Genomic DNA, 22,778 nt, shown 5'->3' with positions numbered 1-22,778 from the left:
TCACGCGGAGACCGCTTCCTGCCTCGCGAACGCGATCGAGTCGGCTGCGCGCACGAGGGAGAGGTGCGAGAGCGCCTGAGGCGTGTTGCCCATGTGGCACTCGTTCACGGTGTCGTACTCCTCCGAGAGCAGGCCGACGTCGTTCGCGAGCCCCACGAGCCGGTCCATGAGCACGACGGCGTCGTCGAGGCGACCGGAGCGCGCGTACTGCTCGACGAGCCAGAACGCGCAGGTGAGGAACGGATGCTCGTCCCCCTCCAGGCCGTCGACCCCGCTCTCCGTGCGGTACCGCAGCGGCAGCCCGTCCCGCAGGAGGGTGCGCTCGATCTCGGCGACAGTCCCGAGCATGCGCGGGTCGTCGTAGGCGACGTAGCCGATCTGCGCGAGCTGCAGCAGCGAGGCGTCGACCTCCGTCGTGGCGTAGTGCTGCACGTAGTGCCCGCGCTCCGCATTGAACCCGAGGCGTTCGATCTCGTCGCCAAGCTGTGCCCGCACGAGCTCCCAGCGCTCGACCGGGCCTCGCAGCCCGTGCGTGCGCACGGCGGCGATGCCCCGGTCGAAGGCCGCCCAGATCATCGCGCGGGAGTGCGTGAAGCGCTGATGCGGGCCGCGGATCTCCCAGATGCCGTTGTCCTCCCGATCGAGGTTCTGCGCGATGTGCTCGAGCAGTGCCACCTGCAGGGACCACGAGAAGTCATCCTCCGCGACGCCGAGGTCGCGCGCATCCTCGAGCGCGATCATGACCTCGCCGAAGATGTCGCCTTGGAACTGCGTGTAGGCGCCGTTGCCCTTGCGCACGGGGGAGGAGCCGCGGTAGCCGGGAAGGCTCGGCAGTTCCCGCTCGTCGAGCCGGCGCTCGCCCGAGAGGCCGTACATGATCTGCACGTCCTCCGGGTCGCCGGCGATCGCGCGCAGCAGCCAGTCGCGCCACTCATGGGCTTCCCGCTCGTAGCCGTGCAGCATGAGCGCCTCGAGCGTGAGAGCGGCATCCCGCAACCACACGTAGCGGTAGTCCCAGTTGCGACTGCCGCCCATGTCCTCCGGCAGGCTCGTCGTGGGGGCGGCGACGATGCCGCCGGTCGTCTCGTGGGTGAGTGCTCGCAGCACGAGGAGCGAGCGGCGCACCTCGGTGTCGTAGGCTCCAGGCTCGCGGCACGCCCGTGCCCAGCGCTGCCACCACGCGCGCGTGTCGGCGAGCTGCTGGTCGAGGTCGAGGGGCGGGTACGGCGTCTTGTGGCTCGGGAACCACGTGAGCACCGTGTCGACAGTCTCGCCCTCGCGCACCGTGAACTCGGCGCGGTGGGCGTGGTCGATCGACTGGAAGTGGGGTCCACGCACGATCACGGCGTCCGGCCCGGCGATCGCCACGAGCTCCGGCTCCTCCTCGGTGCCGGCCTGCCGCACCCACGGCATCGCGTCCGCGTAGTCGAAGCGAATGCGCAGCACCTCTTCCATGACCACCTCGCCGCTGATGCCCACCACGCGGCGTGCGACATCGGCGGCCCCGTCGCCGTGCGGCATCGAATCGATGACCTCGACCTCGCCCGACTCGGTCACCCAGCGCGTGACGAGGATGAACGTGTCCTCCTCGTACTGCCGGCTCGTGCACTCGACGGCCCCGACGGGGTTGAGGGACCAGTGCCCGTGCGTCTCATCGCCCAGGATGCGGGCGAAGAGGGAGGCGGAGTCGAATCGGGGCATGCACAACCAGTCGATCGACCCGGTGCGGCCGACGAGCGCTGCCGAACGGCAGTCTCCGATGAGGGCGTAGTTCTCGAGGGGCTCAGGCATGCGCTCCATCCAATCAGACGCGCCGTGCAGGTCGCCTCGCTAGCGTAGAGGGATGACCGGACGCACCCTCATCATCCTCGGCGCCGGCGGCGACCTCACGCGACGGCTCCTGCTGCCGGGGCTGGACGGCGTTCTCGCGCAGTCGGAGGCGGACGATCACCCCGAGCCTGTCGAGCTCGTCGGCGTCGGCCACCACGCCATGCCTCAGGACGACTGGCGCAAGCAGGTGCGCACCGCCCTCGGCAGCGGCCCGCTGCGGGACGCGGTCGTGCAGGGGACGCGGTTCGAGGAGGCCGACGCGACCGATCCGGATGCCCTGCGCCGCCTCCTCGAGGCCGCCGAGCATCCTCCCATCCTGTACTTCGCTCTTCCGCCCGCCGTCACCGAGCACGCCATCGAGGCGCTGCGCGGCGTCGACCTGCCGCCCGGCACGAGACTCGCGCTCGAGAAGCCCTTCGGGGTCGACGGCGCCTCCGCGGCCCGGCTCAACGCCGCCCTCGCGCAGCTGCTGCCCGAGTCCCGCACCTTCCGCATCGACCATTTCCTCGGGCTCGCCACGGTCATCAACCTGCTCGGCCTGCGGTTCGCCAACCGCGCGCTCGAGGCGCTGTGGAGCGCCGAGCATGTCGAGCGGGTCGACATCGTCTTCGACGAGACTCTCGCGCTCGAGGGGCGCGCGGGGTACTACGACGGCGCGGGAGCGCTCGTCGACATGATCCAGAGCCACCTTCTGCTCGTGCACGCGCTCGTCGCCATGGACGCGCCCGCGAGCATCGAGGCAGACGACCTGCACGACGCGATGGTCGAGGCGCTCGCGCGCACGCGCGTCTCGAGCGACCCCGCGACGTCGAGCCGCCGCGCCCGGTACACCGCGGGAGACGTGGAGGGTCGCAGCGTTCCCGACTACGCGAGCGAGGAGGGCGTCGAGCCGGATCGCGGCACGGAGACCCTTGCCGAGCTCGACCTCGAGGTCGACGCACCGCGGTGGCGCGGAGTGCCCTTCACGGTGCGCAGCGGCAAGGCGCTCGGGTCGCCGCTCACCGAGCTGCGACTCACGCTGCGGCCGGTGCACGATCGCCCCCGCGGGCTGCGGGGAGACCAGCCGCCCGCGGTCGTGCGCATCGCCCTCATGCCCGAGCGGCTCTCGCTCGACCTCGACATCAATGGCGCGGGCGACCCGTTCGACCTCGACCGGGTCCGGCTCGAGGCGGAGTTCGGTGCCGGCCAGTTGAGTGCCTATGGGGAGGTGCTCTCGGGCATCCTCACCGGCGACGACACGCTCTCGGTGCGCGGCGACCTCGCCGAGGAGTGCTGGCGCATCGTCGAGCCCGTGCTCGAAGCGTGGCGCAGCGACGATGTGGTCCTCGAGGAGTACGCGGCCGGCAGTGCAGGGCCCGAAGGCTGGAGCACTCGCTAGCGTGGGCTCATGACGACCGCACTCATCACGGGGGCCACCGCCGGCATCGGCGCCGAGTTCGCGCGGCGGCTCGCCGCGCAGGGTCACGATCTCGTTCTCGTCGCTCGTGATGCCTCGCGCCTCGCCGACAGCGCAGCGGCCCTGCAGCACGAATTTGGGGTGCGCGTCGAGGCGCTGCCCGCCGACCTGCTCGACCCGGAGGGGCTCGACTCCGTCGCGGCGCGCCTCCTCGAGCGCCGCCGCCCCGTCGACCTGCTCGTCAACAACGCCGGGTACGGAATACGAGGGGAGCTGCACGAGAACACGGTCGAGCAGGAGAAGCGCCACCTCGACATCCACGTGAGCGTGCCGCTGCGGCTCACCCAGGCGGCGCTCGGCGGCATGCTCGACCGAGGCTCGGGGCGCATCGTGCTCATCTCCTCCGTGGCCGCCTTCACCCCGCGCGGCACCTACGCCGCAGCCAAAGCCTGGGGCGTCTCCTTCGCTCGCGGGGCGAACCTCGCGTACCGCGCACGCGGCGTGAGCGTCACCGCCGTCTGTCCGGGGTTCGTGCGCACGGAGTTCCACGAGCGCATGGAGGTCTCGACCGCGGGCATTCCGGCGTTCCTGTGGCTCGACGCCGCGCGGGTCGTGAGGCTTGCCCTTCGCGGCATCGAGCGCGGCCGTTCCGTCGTCATTCCCACGGTGCGCTACCGCGTGATCGCTGGTCTCGCGCGAGTGCTTCCCGATCGAGTCGCGGGGTCCGGCGGGTTCCGCTCGCGCGGCGACCGCGACGTCGACGAGGGTCGGAGCTAGGCCGACGCGAGCTCGCGGGCGCGCTCGGTGTCGTCAGCCGATTCCTCCTCCGCGAGGCGCGCCTTCCAGTCGACGAGGCCGCGCACGACGGCGCTCGGGTCTTCCGCGAGCTCGGTCATGGCATCGGCCGGCACGAAGTAGTTGAGGGCGACGAACCCGCGCACCCGTTCGTCCGGATCATGCGCGAGGCGGCGCAGGATGTCGCAGGGAACCTGCTCGTTCTTCGCGATGCATGCCCTCACCTCGGCGTCCTCGTCACGCGAGAGCGCCTCGTAGACCTCTTCGGGCGCGTGGTACGACGCTGCCGCGCTCGCGCGGATCTTCGGGTCGCGGTCGGCCGCGAGGCGCCGGATGCGCGCGACCTTCGAGGCGGTCACCGCGGGGGAGAGGAAGCGCGCGACCGGCTCGTCGGCGGGGTCGTCCGCGCGTGGCGACTGCATCGCGGGGGCGTTCGCAGCGAGCTGCCGGCGCTGCGCGGGCGTGTTGAAGCGAATGCACGACATGGGGGCGAGGGTAGTCAGGAGGCCGTCGCGTCGGCGGGAGCGCCACGACGGTCACGGGGAATCCACGGGATGAGCATCGAGGTCGCCCGCTGGTACTCGGCGTACTCGGAATACCGGCTCCGCGTGATCGACTCCGTGAACACGGTGGACCCGATGAAGAGCGCCGTGAGCAGCACGGGGCCCACAAGAGACCAGTGCAGCGCCGCACCGAGCGCGACTGCGCCCATCGCGTAGAGCACCCACCACTGCGCCTGCTCGAAGAAGAAGTTCGGGTGCCGGCTCACGCGCCACAGGCCCGAGGTCACGAAGCGCTCCCGAGGCTCCCGGCCCGCCGCGATCGTCGCGGCCTTGGCCTGCTGGAACGACCACTGCTGCTGATCGGCGACGAACTCGCCCACGAGCAGGGCGAGGAAGAGCGCGGCGAGGCCGAGATCGAGCGCACCGACGGGCGTGCCGCGGTTCTCGAAGGCGACGTGCGCGGGGAGAGCGATGAGCAGCAGGAGCGCGTTCTGGAAGAGCACGATGAACACGATGTTGAACACATGGAACTGACCGGACGTCATGCGCTCGCGCAGGATCGGCCAGCGGTAGTCCTCCACGCCGCGGTAGCCGCCCTTGCGGGCGAAGTTGAACGTCAGCCGCGCTCCCCACAGAGCGACGAGCACCGTCATGATCGTGAGCCGAGCATCCGTGAAGCCGCTCGCGGCCCAGAAGACCGCGACGTAGACGACCGGCACGATCGACCAGATGCGGTCGACCCACGAGTGGTCTCCCGTGAGGAGAGAAGCGATCCAGGTGACGAGGCTGACTCCGGCGGCGATGCCGATGGTCACGAGTAGGGGGTCCATGCCCGCATGGTAGCGACTCGCGCGCGGTACCGGATAGTGCACTCTGTGCGGGAGACGAGCATCACTAGACTGACGGCGTGGCCAAGCAGGAGGCGGAGTCGAGCGGGGCGAGCGCGGTCGTGAGCGATCGCATCGTCACGATCCCCAACGCCCTGAGCACCGTTCGACTGCTGCTGGTGCCGGTCTTCCTCGCCCTCGTTCTCACCGGGAACGACCTCGCGGCACTCGTCGTCATCGTCATCTCCAGCGCGACCGACTATCTCGACGGCATCATCGCGCGTCGGTTCGGCCAGATCACGAAGCTCGGGCAGCTGCTCGATCCTGCAGCTGACCGCCTCTTCATCTTCGCCGCGGTCATCGCTCTCGCCGTGCGCGAGGTCGTTCCCTGGTGGATCGTCATCGTCATCGTCGGCCGGGACGTGCTGCTCGCCGCGCTCGGCGTCGTCCTCGCCCAGCACGACTACGGCCCCCTGCCGGTGCACCATCTCGGCAAGCTCGCGACCTTCGCGCTGTTCTACGCCCTCCCGATCCTCGTGCTCGGCCAGGCCTTCCCGCAGGTCGCTGCGGTGAGCGATCCCATCGGCTGGGCGTTCATCCTCTGGGGCGGCTTCCTCTACTGGTGGGCGGGCGCCCTCTACCTCCGTCAGACGCTCGCGCTGCTGGCCGAATCGGCGCAACCGGCACCCGGAGCATCGGATACGCTGGGTTCGTGAGGAGGTGAGTTGATGGCTGAGGCCCCGCAGAACGGTCGTACCGGTGACGAGTCGACCGAGTACCGCCCGCACGAGACGACGGTGCACTACGGGCCCGAATTCGCAGCGCAGCTCGCGGCGATGGAGGCGGGCATCTCGCCGGAGGAGCTCGAGGTCATCGCGGCCCTGCCGGCATCCTCGGGTCTTCTCATCGTGCGCCGCGGGCCGAACACCGGCGCGAGGTTCCTGCTCGACTCCGATGTCACGGTCGCCGGCCGCCACCCCGACGCCGACATCTTCCTCGACGACGTGACCGTCTCCCGCAAGCACGCGTCGTTCCTGCGCCACGGCTCGCAGTTCTCCATGCGCGACCTCGGCTCCCTCAACGGCACCTTCATGGCCGGGGAGCGCATCGAGGAGACGGTGCCTCTCGTCGACGGCTCCGAAGTGCAGGTCGGCAAGTTCCACCTCACGTTCTACGCGTCCCGGCACGACCTGCCCTCGAGCGCCTGATGCCCTCACGGCCCGCCGCCGCCCCGGCTCGCGAGCCCGGCAAGGGTGCCCTGCTCAGCATCGGTCAGGTGCTCGCGAAGCTCAGTCCGGAGTTTCCTGATCTGACGCCGTCGAAGCTGCGCTTCCTCGAGGAGCAGCAGCTCGTCGCCCCCGACCGGACTGAGTCCGGATATCGCAAGTTCTCGCCGCGCGACGTCGATCGCCTGCGCTTCGTCCTCACTCTCCAGCGCGATCACTACCTGCCGCTCAAGGTCATCCGCAGCCATCTCGCGGAGCTCGAGGCGGGTCGCATGCCCGCGCTGCCGCTCGGCTCGGTGCCGTTGCCGTCGATGCTCGCGACCGAGCGCCGCTTGAGCCGCGAGGAGCTTCTGCACGCGAGCGGTGCGAGCGCGGGGCTGCTGAACGATGCTGTGAGCGCATCGCTCGTGCCCGCGGCCGAGACGTTCGGCGAGGATGCTCTCGCCGTCGTGCGCGCGCTCGTCGAGCTGCAGCGCTCGGGTATCGAGCCTCGGCACCTGAGGGGCTTCCGGGCGGCCGCGGAGCGCGAGCTCGGGCTCATCGAGTCTGCCCTCGTCCCGGTGTCGCGGCGCAACGATCCGTCGAGCCGCGCGAAGGCGGCCGAGCTCGCTCGCGAGATCGCGGGGCAGCTCGAAATCGTGCGGTCGAGTCTCATCCGATCGGCTCTCGGCAGGCTACAGTCGTAGCAAGGGCCCCGACACGCCGACGTGTCCGAGCGAATGTCTCCGATCGACGCGGGACGGGTCGCTACTGTGAACGACGGGACAGCAACTGTCACGTTCAACATGAAGGTTAGGTGGGGCAATGGGCGACGTCAGCGGCCGTGCAGAGCGGTACGACCTCGGGCTGCTGTTCACCGACGGTCTGCCCGAGCTCGATGACCAGGCCGGCTACCGCGGAGCGGTCGCCGCTCGTGCCGCCGGAATCTCCTACCGGCAGCTCGACTACTGGGCGCGCACCGAGCTCGTCGAGCCCACCGTGCGTGGTGCCTCCGGGTCGGGCACGCAGCGCCTCTACGGCTTCCGCGACATCCTCGTGCTCAAGCTCGTCAAGCGGCTCCTCGACACCGGCATCTCGCTGCAGCAGATCCGCACGGCCGTCAACCAGTTGCGCGAGGCCGGCGTCAACGATCTCGCGCAGACGACGCTCATGAGCGATGGTGCGAGCGTCTACCTGTGCACGAGCGATGACGAGGTCATCGACCTCGTGAGCCGCGGCCAGGGCGTGTTCGGCATCGCCGTGGGCAAGGTGCTGCGCGAAGTCGAGTCGAGCCTCGTCGACCTCGACTCGACGCCCGCGGCCGACCCGCAGGACGAGCTCGCCGCGCGGCGGTCCACCCGCGCGAGCTGAGCCGCGACCATCCCCCTCGAGTCTCGAGCCTCGAGCCTCGAGCCCGACGGCGCGCGCTAGCCTGCCGCGTACTCGCCCAGCCGGCCCGTGCGCATGACGCGGTCGAGCAGCTGGTCGAAGTTGCGCGCCATCTCGAGCGCGCTGTCTCCCGGCCACATGTGCAGGGGCTTCGCCGCGCCCTGAGCCTGCTGCAGAGACGTGCGCTCGGGAAGCTGGGGGGCGAGCACGAGCGGGCCGAACATGTCGCGCAGCTCCTTGATGCGGAACTGGTGCTCGAGTGATTGCACGCGAGCGCGATTGACGATGATGCCGAGAGGCTGCAGGCGGGGGGAGAGCCCGCGGCGGATCTCCTCGATCGCCCGCAGAGCACGATCGGCGGCCGCAACCGAGAACAGGCCGGGCTCGGTGACGACGACCACCCGGTCGCTCGCCGCCCACGCCGTGCGCGTGAGCGCGTTGAGAGAGGGAGCGCAGTCGACGAGCACGAGGTCGTAGTCGGCCTCCACGTGGGCGAGCGCCTCCTCGAGCTTCCAGATCTCCCGGATGCTCGGGTGCGGGCCGTCGAAGTTGATGGCACTCGGGCTCCCGATGAGCACGTCGACCGTGCCGGGGCGCCCCCGCGTCCAGCCGCTCGGGGCGATCGCCTGCCGCACCGTGCGCTCCTTGGGTGCCCCCAGCACGTCGGCGATCGTGAGGTGGCCCGCAACCTGGATGTCCATGCCCGTCGAGGCGTCGGACTGCGGGTCGAGGTCGACGATGAGGGTGCGCAAGCCCCGAGCGAACGCCGCTGACGCGAGGCCGAGGGTGACGGTGGTCTTGCCCACGCCTCCCTTCAGGGAGCTGATGCTGAGTACGTGCACGAACACCGACCCTACCTTTACTAGTCTGGAGTCGCGTGCATCCGCGCCGACGCTATCCGCCCCCACCGTCAGGCGGCTTCCAGGGTTCGCCCTGCGCCGCCCGCGAAAGGACAAGATGTTTCGCAAGATCCTGGTAGCCAACCGCGGCGAGATCGCGATCCGCGCCTTCCGCGCCGCGTACGAGCTGGGCGCGAAGACGGTCGCCGTCTTCCCTTTCGAGGATCGCAACTCGATGCATCGACTCAAGGCCGACGAGGCGTACCAGATCGGCGAGGAGGGCCACCCCGTGCGGGCGTACCTCGACGTGAGCGAGATCATCCGTGTGGCGAAGGAATCGGGTGCCGACGCCATCTACCCCGGCTACGGCTTCCTCAGCGAGAACCCCGACCTCGCGCAGGCGGCCGCCGACGCGGGCATCGCCTTCATAGGGCCGCCCCGCTCGGTGCTCGAGATGGCGGGCAACAAGGTCACGGCGAAGGAGAAGGCGATCGCCGCGGGTGTGCCCGTGCTGAAGTCGTCCCCGGCGACCACCGACATGCAGGTGCTCCTCGACGCCGCCGACGACATCGGCTTCCCCATCTTCGCGAAGGCTGTCGCGGGCGGCGGCGGTCGAGGGATGCGCCGTGTCGAGAAGCGGGAGGACCTCAAGGAAGCGCTCGAGGCCGCTATGCGCGAGGCCGACAGCGCGTTCGGCGACGCGACGATGTTCGTCGAGCAGGCCGTCGTGCGCCCCCGTCACATCGAGGTGCAGATTCTCGCCGACTCGAGCGGCGAGACCGTGCACCTCTTCGAGCGCGACTGCTCCGTGCAGCGACGGCACCAGAAGGTCGTCGAGATCGCCCCGGCGCCGAACCTCGACGAGGACGTGCGTCAGGCCATGTACCGCGACGCGATCGCGTTCGCGAAGTCGATCGGCTACGTCAACGCCGGCACGGTCGAGTTCCTCCTCGACACGGCGGGGGAGCGCAAGGGCGAGCACGTCTTCATCGAGATGAACCCGCGCATCCAGGTCGAGCACACCGTGACCGAGGAGGTCACCGACGTCGACCTCGTGCAGTCGCAGATGCGCATCGCCTACGGCCAGTCCCTTGCCGAGCTCGGGCTGCAGCAGGAGCAGATCCATCTGCGCGGCGCCGCCCTGCAGTGCCGCATCACGACCGAGGATCCGGCGAGCGGCTTCCGCCCCGACACGGGCAAGATCACGACCTACCGCTCGCCCGGCGGTGCGGGAGTGCGGCTCGACGGCGGCACGATCGCCTCCGGCGCCCAGATCTCTCCGCACTTCGACTCGATGCTCGCCAAGATGACGTGCCGCGGCCGGGACTTCGCCGCTGCCGTCTCGCGCGCTCGGCGAGGACTCGCCGAGTTCCGCATCCGCGGCGTGACCACGAACATCCCGTTCCTCCAGGCCGTGCTCGACGACCCTGAGTTCATCGCGGGCGACCTGAGCACCTCGTTCATCGACGAGCGCCCCGAGCTCGTGACCGCCAACCCCTCGAAGGACCGCGGCACGAAGGTGCTCACCTGGCTCGCGGATGTCACGGTGAACCAGCCGAACGGCCCCGGCGAGGGCATCCTCGACCCGGCCGTGAAGCTCCCGACCGTCGACCTGGAGGCCGAGGCCCCGAGCGGCTCGCGTCAGCGCCTGCTCGAACTCGGTCCCGCCGGGTTCGCGGCGGACCTCCGCGCGCAGACCGCTCTCGCCGTGACCGACACGACATTCCGGGATGCTCACCAATCGCTGCTCGCGACGCGCGTGCGCACGACCGACCTCACGACCGTGATGCCGCACGTCGCCCGCATGACCCCCCAGCTGCTGAGCGTCGAGGCCTGGGGTGGAGCGACCTACGACGTCGCCCTGCGCTTCCTCGGCGAGGACCCGTGGCAGCGTCTGGCGGCCATGCGCGCAGCGCTGCCCAACGTGGCGATCCAGATGCTGCTGCGCGGACGCAACACGGTCGGCTACACGCCGTACCCGACCGAGGTCACCGACGCGTTCGTGGCCGAGGCGGCCGAGACCGGCATCGACATCTTCCGCATCTTCGACGCACTCAACGATGTCGACCAGATGCGCCCCGCGATCGACGCCGTGCTCGGCACGGGCTCCACGGTCGCGGAGGTCGCGATGTGCTACTCGGGCGACTTGCTCGACCCGGCCGAAGACCTCTACACGCTCGACTACTACTTGCGGCTCGCCGAGCAGATCGTCGACTCCGGCGCGCACATCCTCGCCATCAAGGACATGGCGGGCTTGCTGCGCGCGAGCGCGGCCGAGACGCTCGTCGGCGCTCTCCGCGAGCGCTTCGACGTGCCCGTGCACGTGCACACGCACGACACCGCCGGCGGCCAGCTGGCCACCCTGCTCGCCGCCTCGCGCGCGGGCGCCGACGCGGTGGATGCCGCGAGCGCGCCCATGGCGGGCACCACCTCCCAGCCGCCGCTCTCCGCCCTCGTCGCGGCGCTCGCGCACACCGAGCGCGACACGGGCATCCCGTTGCAGGCGGTGAGCGATCTCGAACCGTACTGGGAGGCCGTCCGCAGGGCCTACAAGCCCTTCGAGTCGGGTCTCGCCGGCCCGACCGGGCGCGTCTACAAGCACGAGATCCCCGGCGGTCAGCTCTCGAACCTGCGCCAGCAGGCGACCGCGCTCGGCCTCGCCGACCGCTTCGAGCTCATCGAGGACTGGTACGCCGAGGCCAACCGCATCCTGGGGCGCCCCACGAAGGTCACGCCGTCGAGCAAGGTCGTGGGCGATCTCGCCCTGCAGATGGCCGCGGCGGGAGCCGACCCGGCCGACTTCGAGGAGAACCCCGGCAAGTACGACATCCCCGACTCGGTCATCGGGTTCATGGCGGGAGAGCTCGGAGACCTGCCCGGCGGCTGGCCCGAGCCCTTCCGCAGCAAGGTGCTCGAGGGCCGCACGCCGAAGGTCGGTGTGACGGAGCTCACCGATGAGCAGCGAACCAAGCTCGCGGGGGAGACCGACGACCGGCGCCTCATGCTCAACCAGCTGCTCTTCGCCCAGCCCACCCAGCAGTTCCTGCAGGTGCGGGAGCAGTACGGCGACCTCTCGGTGCTGCGCACCCCCGACTACCTCTACGGGCTCCAGCCCGGCGTCGAGCACACGATCGAGATCGAGACCGGCGTGAGCCTCTTCGTCGTCCTCGAAGCGATCAGCGAGCCGGACGAGAAGGGCATGCGCACCGTCATGGCGACCCTCAACGGCCAGCTGCGCCCGGTGCTCGTGCGCGATCGATCGATCGAGGTCGAGAGCACCAAGACCGAGAAGGCGGACCCCGCGCAGCCCGGCCATGTCGCCGCACCGTTCAGCGGTGTCGTCACCCTGCAGGTCGGGGAGGGCGACACGGTCGAGGCGGGGCAGAGCGTCGCCACGATCGAGGCCATGAAGATGGAAGCGGCGATCACGTCGCCCGTCGCCGGCACGGTCTCGCGGCTCGCAGTGCCGGCCACGCAGCAGGTGGAGGCGGGTGACCTGCTCGTCGTCGTCGGCGACGCCTGAGCGGTACCCGAGAGGCCCTCCGCTTCGCGAGTGCGGAGGGCGGTAGACTGTGGTGTTCTGTCACGGTCGCCGACCGAGCACGTTCACTGACCGAGGGGGAGTTCGTGGTTGCAGCCAAGCGCTCGACATCGTCGCGCGGCTCCCGCGTCGGCGTCGACGAGGAGTACACCGTCGACGACGGGCGCGAGCCGACCGCTGACGGCGATCTCGCCGCGGCACTGCCGCCGAGCATGTCGATCGATGTCGAACTGCCGGCCCCCGTGCATGAGGCGCCGGAGGACGAGCAGGCTGTCGCCCTCGCGGAGCACGAGATCGACCCCGCGGTCGTGCAGGTTCTCTCCTCCGGCGTGACGACCATCTCGCTCTCCGACGAGGCCCTCGCCGCCGTGACGCCCGCGGAGCCCATCACGGGTGCTCTCGATCTGCCCTCGGCGACGACGCGTCGCGAACGCCTCGACGGCACGGGCGAGGGGCCCGAGACGGCCGCCATGCTCACCGCCGATCGCCTGCTCGACCACCCGCGCGGCCGCCGCCCGGCGCCGGAGGGGTTCTGGCCGCGGCTCGCCTATACGCTCAGCTTCCACCTCGTCCATGTCGGCGACTCTGCTCGAGTGCGGGCGCGCAAAGAGCTCGACGCGCGCATCGCCACTCCGTTCGTCGGCGGCGCCCGCTTCGTGCCCGTGCTGACCCGCAAGGGCGGCGTGGGCAAGACGACCGTGACGACCCTCCTCGGCATGGCTCTCGCCGACGTGCGCGACGACCGCGTCGTCGCGATCGACGCCAACCCCGACCGCGGCACGCTCTCCGAGCGCGTCGCCCGTCAGACGCGCGCGACCGTGCGCGACCTCGTGAACCGCGGGCCGAGCATCGCGGGCTTCACCGACTTCTCGACCTTCGTCTCCCGCGACGAGACGCGCCTCGACATCCTCGCCTCCGACACCGACCCGATGCTCTCCGAGGCTTTCGACGAGAACGACTACAACGTCGTCGCCGACCTCACAGCGCGCTACTACTCGATCGTGCTCACCGACTGCGGAACGGGCATCGTGCACTCCGTCATGCGCGCGACCCTCCGCCGCGCCGACTCCATCGTCATCGTTTCCGGCGGCAGCGTCGACGAGGCGCGGCTCGCCTCCGAGACCCTCACCTGGCTCGAGGCCAACGGATACGGCGAGCTCGTCCGATCCGCGATCGTCGCGATCAACACGGGTACGCAGGGCACGAACCTCGTCAAGCTCGAGGAGATCGAGGCGCACTTTGCCTCTCGCGTCCGCGCGATCGTGCGCATGCCCTATGACGAGCACCTCGCCTCGGGGTCGGTCATCAACTGGGCCTCCCTGCGTCCCCTCACGCGTTCGGCCGCGCGGGAGCTGGCCGCGCTCGTCGCCGAGGGCATGCCCGAGCGTCGCGGCGTCTGAGCCGCACGTGACCGTCCGCCCCATCCGCCTCTTCGGCGACCCCGTCCTCCGCAGCCCCGCAGACACGATCACGATGATCGATGACCGCGTGAGAATGCTCGTGGCCGACCTTCTCGACACCGTCCAGGTGCCCGGCCGAGCGGGCGTCGCGGCGCCGCAGATCGGCGTCGGGCTGCGCGCGTTCAGCTACAACGTCGACGGAGTCGTCGGGTACGTGCTCAACCCCGAGCTCGCCGAGGTGCGCGGCGACGCCGAGCCGGTCGACGAAGGCTGCCTCTCCGTTCCCGGGCTCGGCTTCCCCCGCCTGCGACACCCCTGGGCGCGCGTCACGGGCATCGATCTGGAGGGGGAGCCCGTCGAGCTGAGCGGAGAGGGCCTGCTCGCGCAAGCACTGCAACACGAAACCGACCATCTGCGCGGACGCCTCTACATCGAAGGCCTCGAGCCCGACGTCAAACGTGAGGCCATGCGCGCCGTGCGGGACGCGGAGTGGTTCGGGCGCTGACCCGAATCATTCGCGTAGCCTGCGACTCTCAGTGCTGCATGGGAACGTCCTGCGTCAGTGCTGGATGGAGACGCCCTGCGTCTGCGGAGACCCGGAGTACATACCCTCGATGACGTCGGCGAAGTCGGCCGCGATGACGTGGCGCTTGATGCTCAGCTTGGGTGTGAGGTGGCCGCTCGCCTCCGTGAAGTCGGTCGCGAGAATGGTGAACTTGCGCACCGATTCGGCGCGAGACACTCGGCTGTTCGCCGCGTCGACGGCGCGCTGCACCTCGGCGATGACCTTGGGATTCGAGGCGGCATCGGCGAGAGAAATAGAGGGGTTCTCGTCATTATTGCTCAGCCACGTCGGCAACATTTCGCTGTCGAGGGTGACGAGCGCCGAGATGAAGGGCTTCTGGTCGCCGACCACGACCACTTGACTGATGATGGGGTTCGAGCGAATAGGATCCTCGAGGCTGGCCGGTGCGACATTCTTGCCGCCCGCAGTCACGAGAATCTCCTTCTTGCGGCCTGTGATCGTCAGGTACCCATCGTCATCGAGCGCACCGATATCCCCGGTGCGGAACCAGCCGTCCTGCATGACCTCGGCCGTCGCAGCGTCGTTCTTCCAGTAACCGGCGAAGACATTGATGCCTGACACGAGGATCTCGCCGTCCTCGTCGATCCTGATGCCCACGCCCGGGAGCGCCGGCCCCGTGGTGCCGATCTTGAAGCGGTCCACGAGATTCACGGTCGCCGGCGCCGTGGTTTCGGTGAGCCCGTAGCCTTCGAGGATCCTGATTCCGACGCTGCGGAAGAAGTGCGCGAGGCGCAAACCGAGGGGCGCCGACCCGCTGATGGCGTATACGACGTTACCGCCCATGGCGCTGCGAAGCTTGCTGTAGACGAGCCTGTCGAAGAGCGCGAACTGCAGACGCAGCCCGAGCGGTACGGATCCGGTGTCGAGCGCTTGCGAGTGGGCGACTGCCACGTCGGCCGCCTTGCGGAAGATCTTGCCCCTGCCGCCCGCCTCCGCCTTCTGCTCCGCGGAGTTGTACACCTTCTCGAACACACGCGGCACGACGAGCAAAAAGGTAGGTTTGAAGGATCCGAGCGCTGGCATGAGCTGCGTGGTGTCGGCCTGATGGCCGACGCGGACTCCGCCGTGCACGTACAAGATCGAGAGGAGGCGCGCGAAAATGTGCGCCGTCGTAATGAAGAGGACCGTCGAAGCACCCGGAGCGAGTACCTCCTTCATCGCGATCGCGGAGTTGCGGCAAAGCTCGACGAAGTTCGAGTGCGTCAGCACGACCCCCTTGGGGGTTCCGGTTGATCCCGAGGTGTAGATGAGGGTCGCGAGGTCGGCACCCTTCGCCGTCGTGCGCCGCGTCTCGAGGTCCTCGTCGCTCACGCCGTGGCCCGAGCCCGCGAGCTTCTCGAGATCGCCGAGGTGCATCTGCCAGACGTGGCCCACGCCGGTCACATCGCCCGCGATCTCGTCGAAGCGCGAGAAGTGCTCCGCAGTCTCGACGATGATGTGGTTCGCCTCGGAGTTCTCGAGGATGTACTGGATCTGGCTCGGTGAGCTCGTCTCGTAGATGGGAACGAGGGCGGCGCCCGCGAACCAGGTGGCGAAGTCGACGAGAGTCCACTCGTACCGCGTCTTGCACATGAAGCCGATCTTGTCGCCGGACTTCACTCCGGCCGCCATGAAGCCCTTGGCGAGGGCGACGACCTGGTCGTGGAACTCGCGCGCCGTTACGTCGCTCCACCCGCCGTCGGCGGTGGGGAGCGAGAAGAGTGCACCTTCTGGGGCGAGGGCGACGCGATCGACGAGCAGATCTGACGCGTTGGCGTCGGGGTCTGCGGTCACCACTGCTGGGACGACGAATTCTTTCACGGCAACTCCTTTGGCACCGGTGGGCGGGCAACTGATGCCCACACTCTACCCGGGCGAGCGGGCGGGCGAGGCAACGGCCTGTGCTCAGTAGACTCTTCGCTCATGCACTCCATCGGAATCGATATCGGCGGGACGAAGATCGCCGGGGCTCTCGTGAGCGACGACGGTCGCATCGTCGAGGAGCTGCGTCAGCCGACCCCCGCGGGCGATCCGGCGGCGATCATGGATCTCGTCGTGGCGATGATCGAGCGACTCCGCGTCGGCCACGAGGTCATCGCGGCGGGAGTCGCGGCCGCGGGATTCATCGATGCGGCCCAGTCGACCGTCTACTACGCGCCCAACATCAATTGGCGGCACGAGCCGTTCCGGGATCGCCTTCGCGAGCGCATCGACCTCGACGTCACGATCGACAACGACGCGAACGCGGCGGGCTGGGCGGAGTTCCGGTTCGGGGTCGCGCGCGACGCGCACCATATGACCATGCTGACTATCGGCACCGGCGTCGGCGGCGCCGTGGTCGCGGGCGATCGTCTGCTGCGCGGCGGTTTCGGCACAGCGGGGGAGCTCGGTCATCTTCGCGTGGTCCCGGATGGGCTGCCGTGCGGCTGCGGTGCTCGCGGCTGCATCGAGCAGTACGGCTCCGGCCGTGCCCTGCTGCGCATGGCGAACGAGATCGCCGATGCCGGAGGCATCGGTCTCGGCCTCGAGGAGGCGCGGGCGCGAGCGGGCGCGCTCACGGGCGGCGTGCTCGCCGAGCTCATCACCGCGCACGACCCCGGCGCGCTGCACGCGCTGCGCCAGCTCGGCGGCTGGCTCGGCCAGGCGTGCGCGAGCCTCAGCGCCGTGCTCGACCCCGAGCTGTTCGTCTTCGGCGGCGGTGTCGCTGTCGCCGGCGACCTGCTACTCGATCCGGTGCGCGAGTCCTACTTCTCGCATCTCCCCGCCCGCGGCTACCACCCCGAGCCGCGGTTCGCCGTCGCCCAGCTCGTCAACGACGCCGGTGTCGTCGGCGCGGCGGATCTGGCGCGCATCCACGCGGCCACAGCCTGACCCGACTGCCGGGTAGGCTTCCTACGGCGACGACGGGAGGGCGCGACGATGTTCTACTGGCTCATGAAGAACCTCGTGGTGGGGCCCATCATCCTCACCGCGTTCCGCCCGTGGGTGCGCGGGCTTGAGAACGTGCCGAAGGACGGCGCCGTCATCCTGGCGAGCAACCACCTCTCCTTCGTCGACTCCGTCTTCCTGCCCCTCGTGCTCGATCGTCGCGTGGTGTTCCTCGCCAAGAGCGACTACTTCACGGGCAAGGGCCTGCGCGGCTGGCTCACCAAGCTCTTCTTCGTCGGCACGGGGCAGCTGCCGATCGACCGCTCGGGCGGCAAGGCCTCCGAGGCCTCGCTCAACACGGGCCTGCGCGTGCTCGCCGACGGTCTCGCCCTCGGCATCTACCCGGAAGGCACGAGAAGCCCGGACGGCATCATGTACCGGGGCCGCACGGGTGTCGCGCGCATGATCCTCGAGTCGGGTGCGCCCGTCGTGCCCGTGGCCATGATCGACACCGAGAAGGTCATGCCCATCGGCACGAAGCTGCCCAAGGTCATGCGCCCAGGAGTCGTCTTCGGCGAACCACTCGACTTCACGCGCTTCACCGGCCTCGAGTCCGACCGCTTCGTACTGCGCTCGGTCACCGACGAGATCATGTACGAGCTCGGCCGCCTGAGCGGCCAGGAGTACCGCGACGTGTACGCGACGAGCGTGAAGGACAAGCGCCCGGCGAAGGCCCGCTAGGCTGGATAGTCGCGGCCTCTTGCGCCGTGCATCCCGCCCCCGCATCGAAAAGGACTCTCCCGGTGGTCGACCCAGACGAAACCGTCGTGCACGCTGACCCTGACGTGATTCGCGGTCTCGACCACTGGCGCACGCTGCCGATCAAGCAGCAGCCGCAGTGGCCGGACGCCACCGCGGCGGCGGCCGCCTCCGCAGAGCTCGCAACGCTCCCGCCGCTCGTCTTCGCCGGCGAGGTCGACATGCTGCGTGACCGCCTTGCGCGGGCCGCGCGCGGTGACGCGTTCCTGCTGCAGGGCGGCGACTGCGCCGAGACCTTCGCGGGCGCGACCGCCGACCAGATCCGCAACCGCGTCAAGACGATCCTGCAGATGGCGATCGTGCTCACCTACGGCGCCTCGATGCCCGTCATCAAGATGGGCCGCATGGCCGGGCAGTTCGCCAAGCCGCGGTCGAGCGACTCCGAGACGCGCGGTGACGTCACGCTGCCGGCCTACCGCGGCGACATCGTCAACGGCTACGACTTCACACCCGAGTCGCGGGAGGCCGACCCTCGCCGCATCGTGCAGGGCTACCACACGGCTGCGTCGACCCTCAATCTGATCCGCGCCTTCACGCAGGGTGGCTTCGCCGACCTGCGCATGGTGCACAGCTGGAACAAGGGCTTCGCCGCCAACCCCGCGAACGCGCGCTACGAGGGCCTGGCCCGTGAGATCGATCGTGCCGTGCGCTTCATGGAGGCGGCGGGAGCAGACTTCGACGAGCTCAAGCGCGTGGAGTTCTACTCGAGCCACGAGGGTCTGCTCATGGACTACGAGCGGCCGATGACGCGCATCGACTCCCGTACGGGCACCCCGTACAACACGAGCGCGCACTTCCTCTGGATCGGCGAGCGCACTCGCGAGCTCGAGGGAGCGCACGTCGACTTCTTCCGCCGCATTCGCAACCCGATCGGCGTCAAGCTCGGCCCGTCGACGAGCGCCGATGACATGGAGCGACTCATCGACGTGCTCGATCCCGATCGGGAGCCGGGCCGACTCACCTTCATCACGCGCATGGGTGCCGGCAAGATTCGGGATGCCCTGCCACCGCTCCTCGAAGCGATCTCGGGCATGGACGCCCAACCGCTGTGGGTCACCGACCCCATGCACGGCAACGGCCTCACGACGCCGACCGGCTACAAGACGCGACGGTTCGACGACGTCGTCGACGAGGTCAAGGGCTTCTTCGAGGCGCACCGCGCCGTCGGCACGCACCCCGGCGGTATCCACGTGGAGCTCACGGGCGACGATGTCACCGAGTGCCTGGGCGGCTCGGAGCACATCGACGAGGCGACCCTCGCGACCCGCTACGAGTCGCTGTGCGACCCGCGCCTCAACCACATGCAGTCGCTCGAGCTCGCCTTCCTCGTGGCGGAGGAGCTCGGCGCCGACTCCTAGCGCGTGACTGGCCGGTCCTGAGACGAGACTCAGTACTGGGCGGTCACGGTGACCGGAGGGCGCGGGCTGCGGAAGACCTGCGAGCCACCCTCGGGGTCCGTCGACTGCACGGGAGCGAGCGCGGAGCCCCGCAGACCGGGTGGCACGTTGGTGTCGAGGTTGACCTCGAAGCCCTCCGCCCGCAGCCGATCGACAGCGTCGTTGATGCTGAGTCCCACGACCTCGGGCACGGTCACGAGGTCGGGGCCGCGCGAGATGATGAGCGTGACGGTGTCGCCGGGGCGCACAGGTCCCTCGCCGATCGCCTCCACGCGCAGCACGTCGCCCTCCGCGACCTCGTTGTCGAACTCGGGGTCGCCGCCCACGATCCCCTCGAGCCCGCGTGCCGAGAGCGCCTCTTGCGCTCCGTCGACCGAGAGTCCGCGCACATCGGGAATCGCGCCCACCGACAGGACGAGCTGCACGGCCGTGCCGACGAACGATTCGGCCCCGGCTGCGAGTGGCTCGCCGGCGTCGTCGAGCAGGGCGACGACCGAGCCGTCGGCGACGTCGCTGTCGAACTGCTCGATGCTCTCGCCGGGCTCGAAGCCGGCCTCCGCGAGCGCGAGCCGGGCATCCGCCTCGGGCTGCCCCAGGATGTCGGGGACCGTTGTCGGCTCGCGGCCCTTCGAGATCACGAGGGTGACGGCAGCGTCGCGATCGACGACCGTACCTGCCTCGGGGTCGGTCCCCGCGACGAGTCCGGCCTCGACCTCGGGGTCGAAGGCCTCCTCGAGGGTGTCGGCGACCACGAGGCCCTGCTCGACGAGTACCTCGCGCGCGGCCTCCTCGCCGAGCCCCCGCACGCTCTCGATCGTGACCGTCGAGCCTGGGCCGGCGCCGAACCACCAGCCGACACCGCCCGCGAGGCCGGCCAGAGCCAGGACGACGGCGAAGAGCAGCCACCCGCGACGCCGCCCCTTGGACCCGCGTTCGGCGAGAACGGCGGCGCTCGTGGTGGGGCGCGTCGCCGGAGAGGGAACTCCGCCGATCACCTGAGTCTCGCTGTCGTCCCCGGTCAGCGCGGCGGGCGTGGTGGGAATCGGGGAGGTCAGCAGCATGGTCTTCTGCGCGCCCGTGGCCGAGAGAGCGGTCTGCAGCTCCCGCCCCGTCTCGGTGACCTGCTCGAGGAGGGCGCGGGCGTCGGTGGGGCGATCGTCGGGATTGCGCGCGGTGGCCCACAGCACGAGCTCGTCCCACTCGGCGGGCACTTCGGGGTTGAGGGTGCTCGGCGCCGGCACGGAGTCGTTGGCGTGCTGGTAGGCGATCTGCATGGGCTGCTCGCCCTTGAAGGGCTGCTCGCCGGTGAGCATCTCGAACATCATGATGCCGACCGCGTAGATGTCGCTGCGCGTGTCGGCGATACCGCGCATGACGAGCTCGGGGGAGAGGTAGGCGATCGTGCCGAGCAGCGCCTGGCCCGTCGCCGTGTTCGCGGTGGCGGCACGAGCGAGACCGAAGTCACCGATCTTGATGCGGCCGTCGTCGGCGAGCAGCACATTCTCGGGCTTGAGATCCCGATGCACGATGCCTGCCTTGTGCGCGGCGGCGAGGCCGCCGAGCACCGACTCGGTGATGTCCATCGTCTGGGCCGGTGTCAGCGCGCCGTACTCCTTCAGGAGATCGCGCAGCGTGATGCCGGGAAGGTACTCCATGACCAGGTAGGCCGACTCGGTGTCCTGCCCCTGATCGAAGACGTTGACGACGTTGGGGTGCGCGAGCCGAGCGGCCGACCGCGCCTCCTGGATGAAGCGCTCTTTGAACTGACTGTCGTCGGCGAGGTGGCCGTGCATGATCTTGACCGCGACGAGGCGCTCGAGCCGTTCATCCGTCGCGAGGTAGACGGTCGCCATGCCCCCGCGAGCGATGCGCGAGCGCACGCGGTACCGACCGTCGATCAGACGCCCGATGAGGGGGTCGGTCGGGGAGGCAGTCACCGCGCCAGTGTAGGTCGGTCAGGCGGTCGAGCAGGGGAGGCGCACGGCGCTTCGGCGGCGCGGGTTCACGTGAGTTCGTAGAGCCACGCCCACGCACTCGCCTCCCACTTGGCGTAGTGGTTCGGGTAGGCGGAGATCTGCACGGCCTGCGCGGCCTGCGTGAGCGACATGCCCTGCCAGCCGGGGATGTCGAGCAAGCCGCGCGTGTACCCGCTGCGCCCCACGTAGAAGAGTCGGGCGGCGTGGCTCGGAACCTGCAGGTCGGCGGCGGTACCCCACCCCGAGCTCGGCCGCTGCTGGAAGAGGCCGACCGAGTCGCGGTCGCCCCACGAGAGGTTGCGCAGCGTGGACTCCTGCATCGCTGTGGCGAGCGCGATGACGATGCCGTAGTCGGGCACACCGAGCTGGCGCCCGACCTGGATGATCGTCAGCGCGTGGCCCCGCATCTTGCCCGTGAGCGGGGTCACGCTTCCGCCACCGCTCGGCGGGCCGCTCGGCGCGGTGCTTCCCGGGGCGGGCGCTGCGGGGCGCGGCGGAGCTGCCGGCAGCACGGGACGCTCGGCGATCGCGAGCGCCGAGACGTCGGGAGCGGCGGCGAGAGCGGCCGTGCTCTCGGAGGCGGTGCTCGAGTCAGCCGACGCGAGGGTGAGCTCCGGAACGCCCTCGCCCTCATCCTGGGCGAGGGCGAGCTGGGGCTCGGCGTCTCGCGGGCTGTGGCCGGGGATGACGATCTTCTGGCCGGGGTAGATGATGCTCGCGGGGTTCAGCCCGTTGCGCTCGAGGATCGATCGCACGGAGATGCCGAAGCGCTGCGCGACGCTCGACAGCGTGTCACCGCGTGCGATGACGTACAGCCCGCCGTCGGCGAGCACCGCCGGGCGGCCGGCACGCTTGACCCCGTCGGCGCCGAGCGAGAGCACCTGGCCCGGGAAGATCGTGGACTTCCAGCTCAGCCCGTTGCGGGCGAGCACCACCGCGGTGGGCAGCCCGAAGCGCGCGGCGACGTCGCTCACGGTGTCTCCCGGCTGCACGAGGTAGCTGGCGGGAGCCGCCGAGCTGGCCACCGCATCGAGACTCTGGGCGCCGGGAGTGATGGCGGCGCCCCACTGGGAGAGCATCGCCCGCAAGCCTCCTGGCGCGGGGGCCTGGCCAGGCTGCGGCGGTGAGGGCTTGCGGGTCGGGGCCGCCTCGACGGGGCCCGCGACGCCGAGCCCCAGGGCGATGGCTCCGGTGAGGACGAGGGGCACGGTGCTCGAGAGGGCGGTGCGCGTGCGCATGCCGACGGGGCGCGGTGCGCTCGTCACCGCGATGGGGTGGCGGGGGGCGAGGCCGGCGAAGACGATGTGCGCGCGATCAGCGGGAGCATCGCAGCCGCGCGAGTCGTGCCGCCCGCCCGCAGCGAGGTGCGTGTCGGTCATGTGGCGCTGGCCTCTCTCACCCGTGTTGCCCCCGAGGGGCGCGGAGGAT

Annotated in this window: 19 protein-coding genes; 12 read left to right on the top strand and 7 right to left on the bottom strand. The window is 70.0% G+C overall.

The features are described from left to right. Nucleotides 1-1,791, bottom strand: a complete 1,791-nt coding sequence (locus tag IE160_RS07010) for a glycoside hydrolase family 15 protein (protein WP_191150626.1) — start codon at nucleotides 1,789-1,791, stop codon at nucleotides 1-3. Nucleotides 1,792-1,843: 52 nt separating this feature from the next. On the opposite strand from IE160_RS07010, the gene IE160_RS07005 reads away from it, so the two are divergent. Both IE160_RS07005 and IE160_RS07000 read left to right on the top strand, forming a co-directional pair. Beyond that, nucleotides 1,844-3,208: a glucose-6-phosphate dehydrogenase gene (locus IE160_RS07005; protein WP_191150625.1), complete on the top strand. Its 1,365-nt coding sequence runs from the start codon at nucleotides 1,844-1,846 to the stop codon at nucleotides 3,206-3,208. Between the two features lie 9 nt (nucleotides 3,209-3,217). Next, nucleotides 3,218-4,003, top strand: coding sequence for an SDR family NAD(P)-dependent oxidoreductase (locus IE160_RS07000; RefSeq protein ID WP_191150624.1), 786 nt, complete (start codon nucleotides 3,218-3,220; stop codon nucleotides 4,001-4,003). Here the strand turns inward: IE160_RS07000 and IE160_RS06995 are convergent. Together IE160_RS06995 and IE160_RS06990 are read right to left on the bottom strand one after the other, a co-directional pair. After that, nucleotides 4,000-4,506 carry a hypothetical protein gene (locus tag IE160_RS06995; RefSeq protein ID WP_179871965.1) on the bottom strand — a complete coding sequence of 169 codons (507 nt, stop codon included), beginning with the start codon at nucleotides 4,504-4,506 and terminating at the stop codon, nucleotides 4,000-4,002. The genes IE160_RS07000 and IE160_RS06995 overlap by 4 nt on opposite strands. A gap of 14 nt (nucleotides 4,507-4,520) precedes the next feature. Beyond that, nucleotides 4,521-5,354: a DUF1295 domain-containing protein gene (locus IE160_RS06990; protein WP_179871964.1), complete on the bottom strand. Its 834-nt coding sequence runs from the start codon at nucleotides 5,352-5,354 to the stop codon at nucleotides 4,521-4,523. A gap of 77 nt (nucleotides 5,355-5,431) precedes the next feature. Between IE160_RS06990 and IE160_RS06985 the strand changes: the two genes are divergently transcribed. The 4 genes from IE160_RS06985 (at nucleotide 5,432) to IE160_RS06970 (ending at nucleotide 7,927) form a co-directional block, all read left to right on the top strand. Continuing rightward, the gene (locus IE160_RS06985; protein ID WP_224744401.1) at nucleotides 5,432-6,067 is read left to right on the top strand and encodes a CDP-alcohol phosphatidyltransferase family protein; all 636 of its coding nucleotides are present in this window, start codon (nucleotides 5,432-5,434) and stop codon (nucleotides 6,065-6,067) included. A 12-nt stretch (nucleotides 6,068-6,079) separates the two neighbouring features. Beyond that, complete coding sequence (locus IE160_RS06980; protein WP_179871963.1) at nucleotides 6,080-6,559, top strand: FHA domain-containing protein; 480 nt, start codon at nucleotides 6,080-6,082, stop codon at nucleotides 6,557-6,559. Continuing rightward, the gene (gene ftsR / locus IE160_RS06975) at nucleotides 6,559-7,263 is read left to right on the top strand and encodes a transcriptional regulator FtsR (protein ID WP_191150623.1); all 705 of its coding nucleotides are present in this window, start codon (nucleotides 6,559-6,561) and stop codon (nucleotides 7,261-7,263) included. The genes IE160_RS06980 and ftsR overlap by 1 nt, the downstream gene beginning before the upstream one ends. 118 nt (nucleotides 7,264-7,381) lie before the next feature. After that, on the top strand, nucleotides 7,382-7,927 hold the full coding sequence (locus IE160_RS06970) for a MerR family transcriptional regulator (RefSeq protein WP_179871961.1): 546 nt from the start codon (nucleotides 7,382-7,384) through the stop codon (nucleotides 7,925-7,927). Between the two features lie 56 nt (nucleotides 7,928-7,983). Here the strand turns inward: IE160_RS06970 and IE160_RS06965 are convergent, their stop codons facing one another. After that, nucleotides 7,984-8,787 carry a ParA family protein gene (locus tag IE160_RS06965; protein ID WP_179871960.1) on the bottom strand — a complete coding sequence of 268 codons (804 nt, stop codon included), beginning with the start codon at nucleotides 8,785-8,787 and terminating at the stop codon, nucleotides 7,984-7,986. Between the two features lie 115 nt (nucleotides 8,788-8,902). Here IE160_RS06965 and IE160_RS06960 point away from each other — a divergent pair, with 115 nt between their 5' ends. The 3 genes from IE160_RS06960 to IE160_RS06950 all read left to right on the top strand — a co-directional run bounded on the left by IE160_RS06960 (nucleotide 8,903) and on the right by IE160_RS06950 (nucleotide 14,230). After that, a complete protein-coding gene (locus tag IE160_RS06960) occupies nucleotides 8,903-12,307 on the top strand; it encodes a pyruvate carboxylase (protein ID WP_191150622.1) in 3,405 nt (1,134 codons plus the stop codon). 104 nt (nucleotides 12,308-12,411) lie between these two features. Continuing rightward, nucleotides 12,412-13,725, top strand: coding sequence for a MinD/ParA family ATP-binding protein (locus tag IE160_RS06955; RefSeq protein WP_224744400.1), 1,314 nt, complete (start codon nucleotides 12,412-12,414; stop codon nucleotides 13,723-13,725). 7 nt (nucleotides 13,726-13,732) lie between these two features. Beyond that, entirely contained in the window at nucleotides 13,733-14,230 is a 498-nt protein-coding gene (locus IE160_RS06950) for a peptide deformylase (protein ID WP_179871958.1), read from the top strand. A gap of 54 nt (nucleotides 14,231-14,284) precedes the next feature. Here the strand turns inward: IE160_RS06950 and IE160_RS06945 are convergent, their stop codons facing one another. Beyond that, a complete protein-coding gene (locus IE160_RS06945) occupies nucleotides 14,285-16,111 on the bottom strand; it encodes an AMP-dependent synthetase/ligase (protein ID WP_179871957.1) in 1,827 nt (608 codons plus the stop codon). Nucleotides 16,112-16,213: 102 nt separating this feature from the next. On the opposite strand from IE160_RS06945, the gene IE160_RS06940 reads away from it, so the two are divergent. The 3 genes from IE160_RS06940 (at nucleotide 16,214) to IE160_RS06930 (ending at nucleotide 19,335) form a co-directional block, all read left to right on the top strand. After that, nucleotides 16,214-17,161: an ROK family protein gene (locus tag IE160_RS06940; protein WP_191150621.1), complete on the top strand. Its 948-nt coding sequence runs from the start codon at nucleotides 16,214-16,216 to the stop codon at nucleotides 17,159-17,161. Between the two features lie 48 nt (nucleotides 17,162-17,209). Next, on the top strand, nucleotides 17,210-17,899 hold the full coding sequence (locus IE160_RS06935) for a lysophospholipid acyltransferase family protein (protein WP_191150620.1): 690 nt from the start codon (nucleotides 17,210-17,212) through the stop codon (nucleotides 17,897-17,899). Between the two features lie 62 nt (nucleotides 17,900-17,961). Continuing rightward, on the top strand, nucleotides 17,962-19,335 hold the full coding sequence (locus IE160_RS06930) for a class II 3-deoxy-7-phosphoheptulonate synthase (RefSeq protein ID WP_431356460.1): 1,374 nt from the start codon (nucleotides 17,962-17,964) through the stop codon (nucleotides 19,333-19,335). A 29-nt stretch (nucleotides 19,336-19,364) separates the two neighbouring features. On the opposite strand, the gene pknB is transcribed toward IE160_RS06930, so the two are convergent. Next, nucleotides 19,365-21,311, bottom strand: coding sequence for a Stk1 family PASTA domain-containing Ser/Thr kinase (pknB, locus tag IE160_RS06925; protein WP_191150619.1), 1,947 nt, complete (start codon nucleotides 21,309-21,311; stop codon nucleotides 19,365-19,367). A gap of 65 nt (nucleotides 21,312-21,376) precedes the next feature. After that, nucleotides 21,377-22,429, bottom strand: a complete 1,053-nt coding sequence (locus IE160_RS06920) for a LysM peptidoglycan-binding domain-containing protein (RefSeq protein WP_502708748.1) — start codon at nucleotides 22,427-22,429, stop codon at nucleotides 21,377-21,379. Nucleotides 22,430-22,778 lie beyond the last annotated feature (349 nt).

The sequence above is a fragment of the Chryseoglobus sp. 28M-23 genome (assembly GCF_014789785.1).
Taxonomy (GTDB): Bacteria; Actinomycetota; Actinomycetes; order Actinomycetales; family Microbacteriaceae; genus Microcella; species Microcella indica.
The sequence above is the reverse complement of the archived record's forward strand: the minus strand, read 5'-3'. Positions and strand labels throughout refer to the sequence as shown.

Coding starts and splice junctions, on each gene's coding strand:
- ftsR (WP_191150623.1), top strand. CDS start 6,559: ATGCCCTCACGGCCCGCCGCCGCCCCGGCTCGCGAGCCCGGCAAGGGT.
- IE160_RS06995 (WP_179871965.1), bottom strand. CDS start 4,506: ATGTCGTGCATTCGCTTCAACACGCCCGCGCAGCGCCGGCAGCTCGCT.
- IE160_RS06990 (WP_179871964.1), bottom strand. CDS start 5,354: ATGGACCCCCTACTCGTGACCATCGGCATCGCCGCCGGAGTCAGCCTC.
- IE160_RS06920 (WP_502708748.1), bottom strand. CDS start 22,429: ATGCTCTCCCAGTGGGGCGCCGCCATCACTCCCGGCGCCCAGAGTCTC.
- IE160_RS06970 (WP_179871961.1), top strand. CDS start 7,382: ATGGGCGACGTCAGCGGCCGTGCAGAGCGGTACGACCTCGGGCTGCTG.
- IE160_RS06935 (WP_191150620.1), top strand. CDS start 17,210: ATGTTCTACTGGCTCATGAAGAACCTCGTGGTGGGGCCCATCATCCTC.
- IE160_RS07000 (WP_191150624.1), top strand. CDS start 3,218: ATGACGACCGCACTCATCACGGGGGCCACCGCCGGCATCGGCGCCGAG.
- IE160_RS06940 (WP_191150621.1), top strand. CDS start 16,214: ATGCACTCCATCGGAATCGATATCGGCGGGACGAAGATCGCCGGGGCT.
- IE160_RS06960 (WP_191150622.1), top strand. CDS start 8,903: ATGTTTCGCAAGATCCTGGTAGCCAACCGCGGCGAGATCGCGATCCGC.
- IE160_RS07010 (WP_191150626.1), bottom strand. CDS start 1,791: ATGCCTGAGCCCCTCGAGAACTACGCCCTCATCGGAGACTGCCGTTCG.
- IE160_RS06980 (WP_179871963.1), top strand. CDS start 6,080: ATGGCTGAGGCCCCGCAGAACGGTCGTACCGGTGACGAGTCGACCGAG.
- IE160_RS07005 (WP_191150625.1), top strand. CDS start 1,844: ATGACCGGACGCACCCTCATCATCCTCGGCGCCGGCGGCGACCTCACG.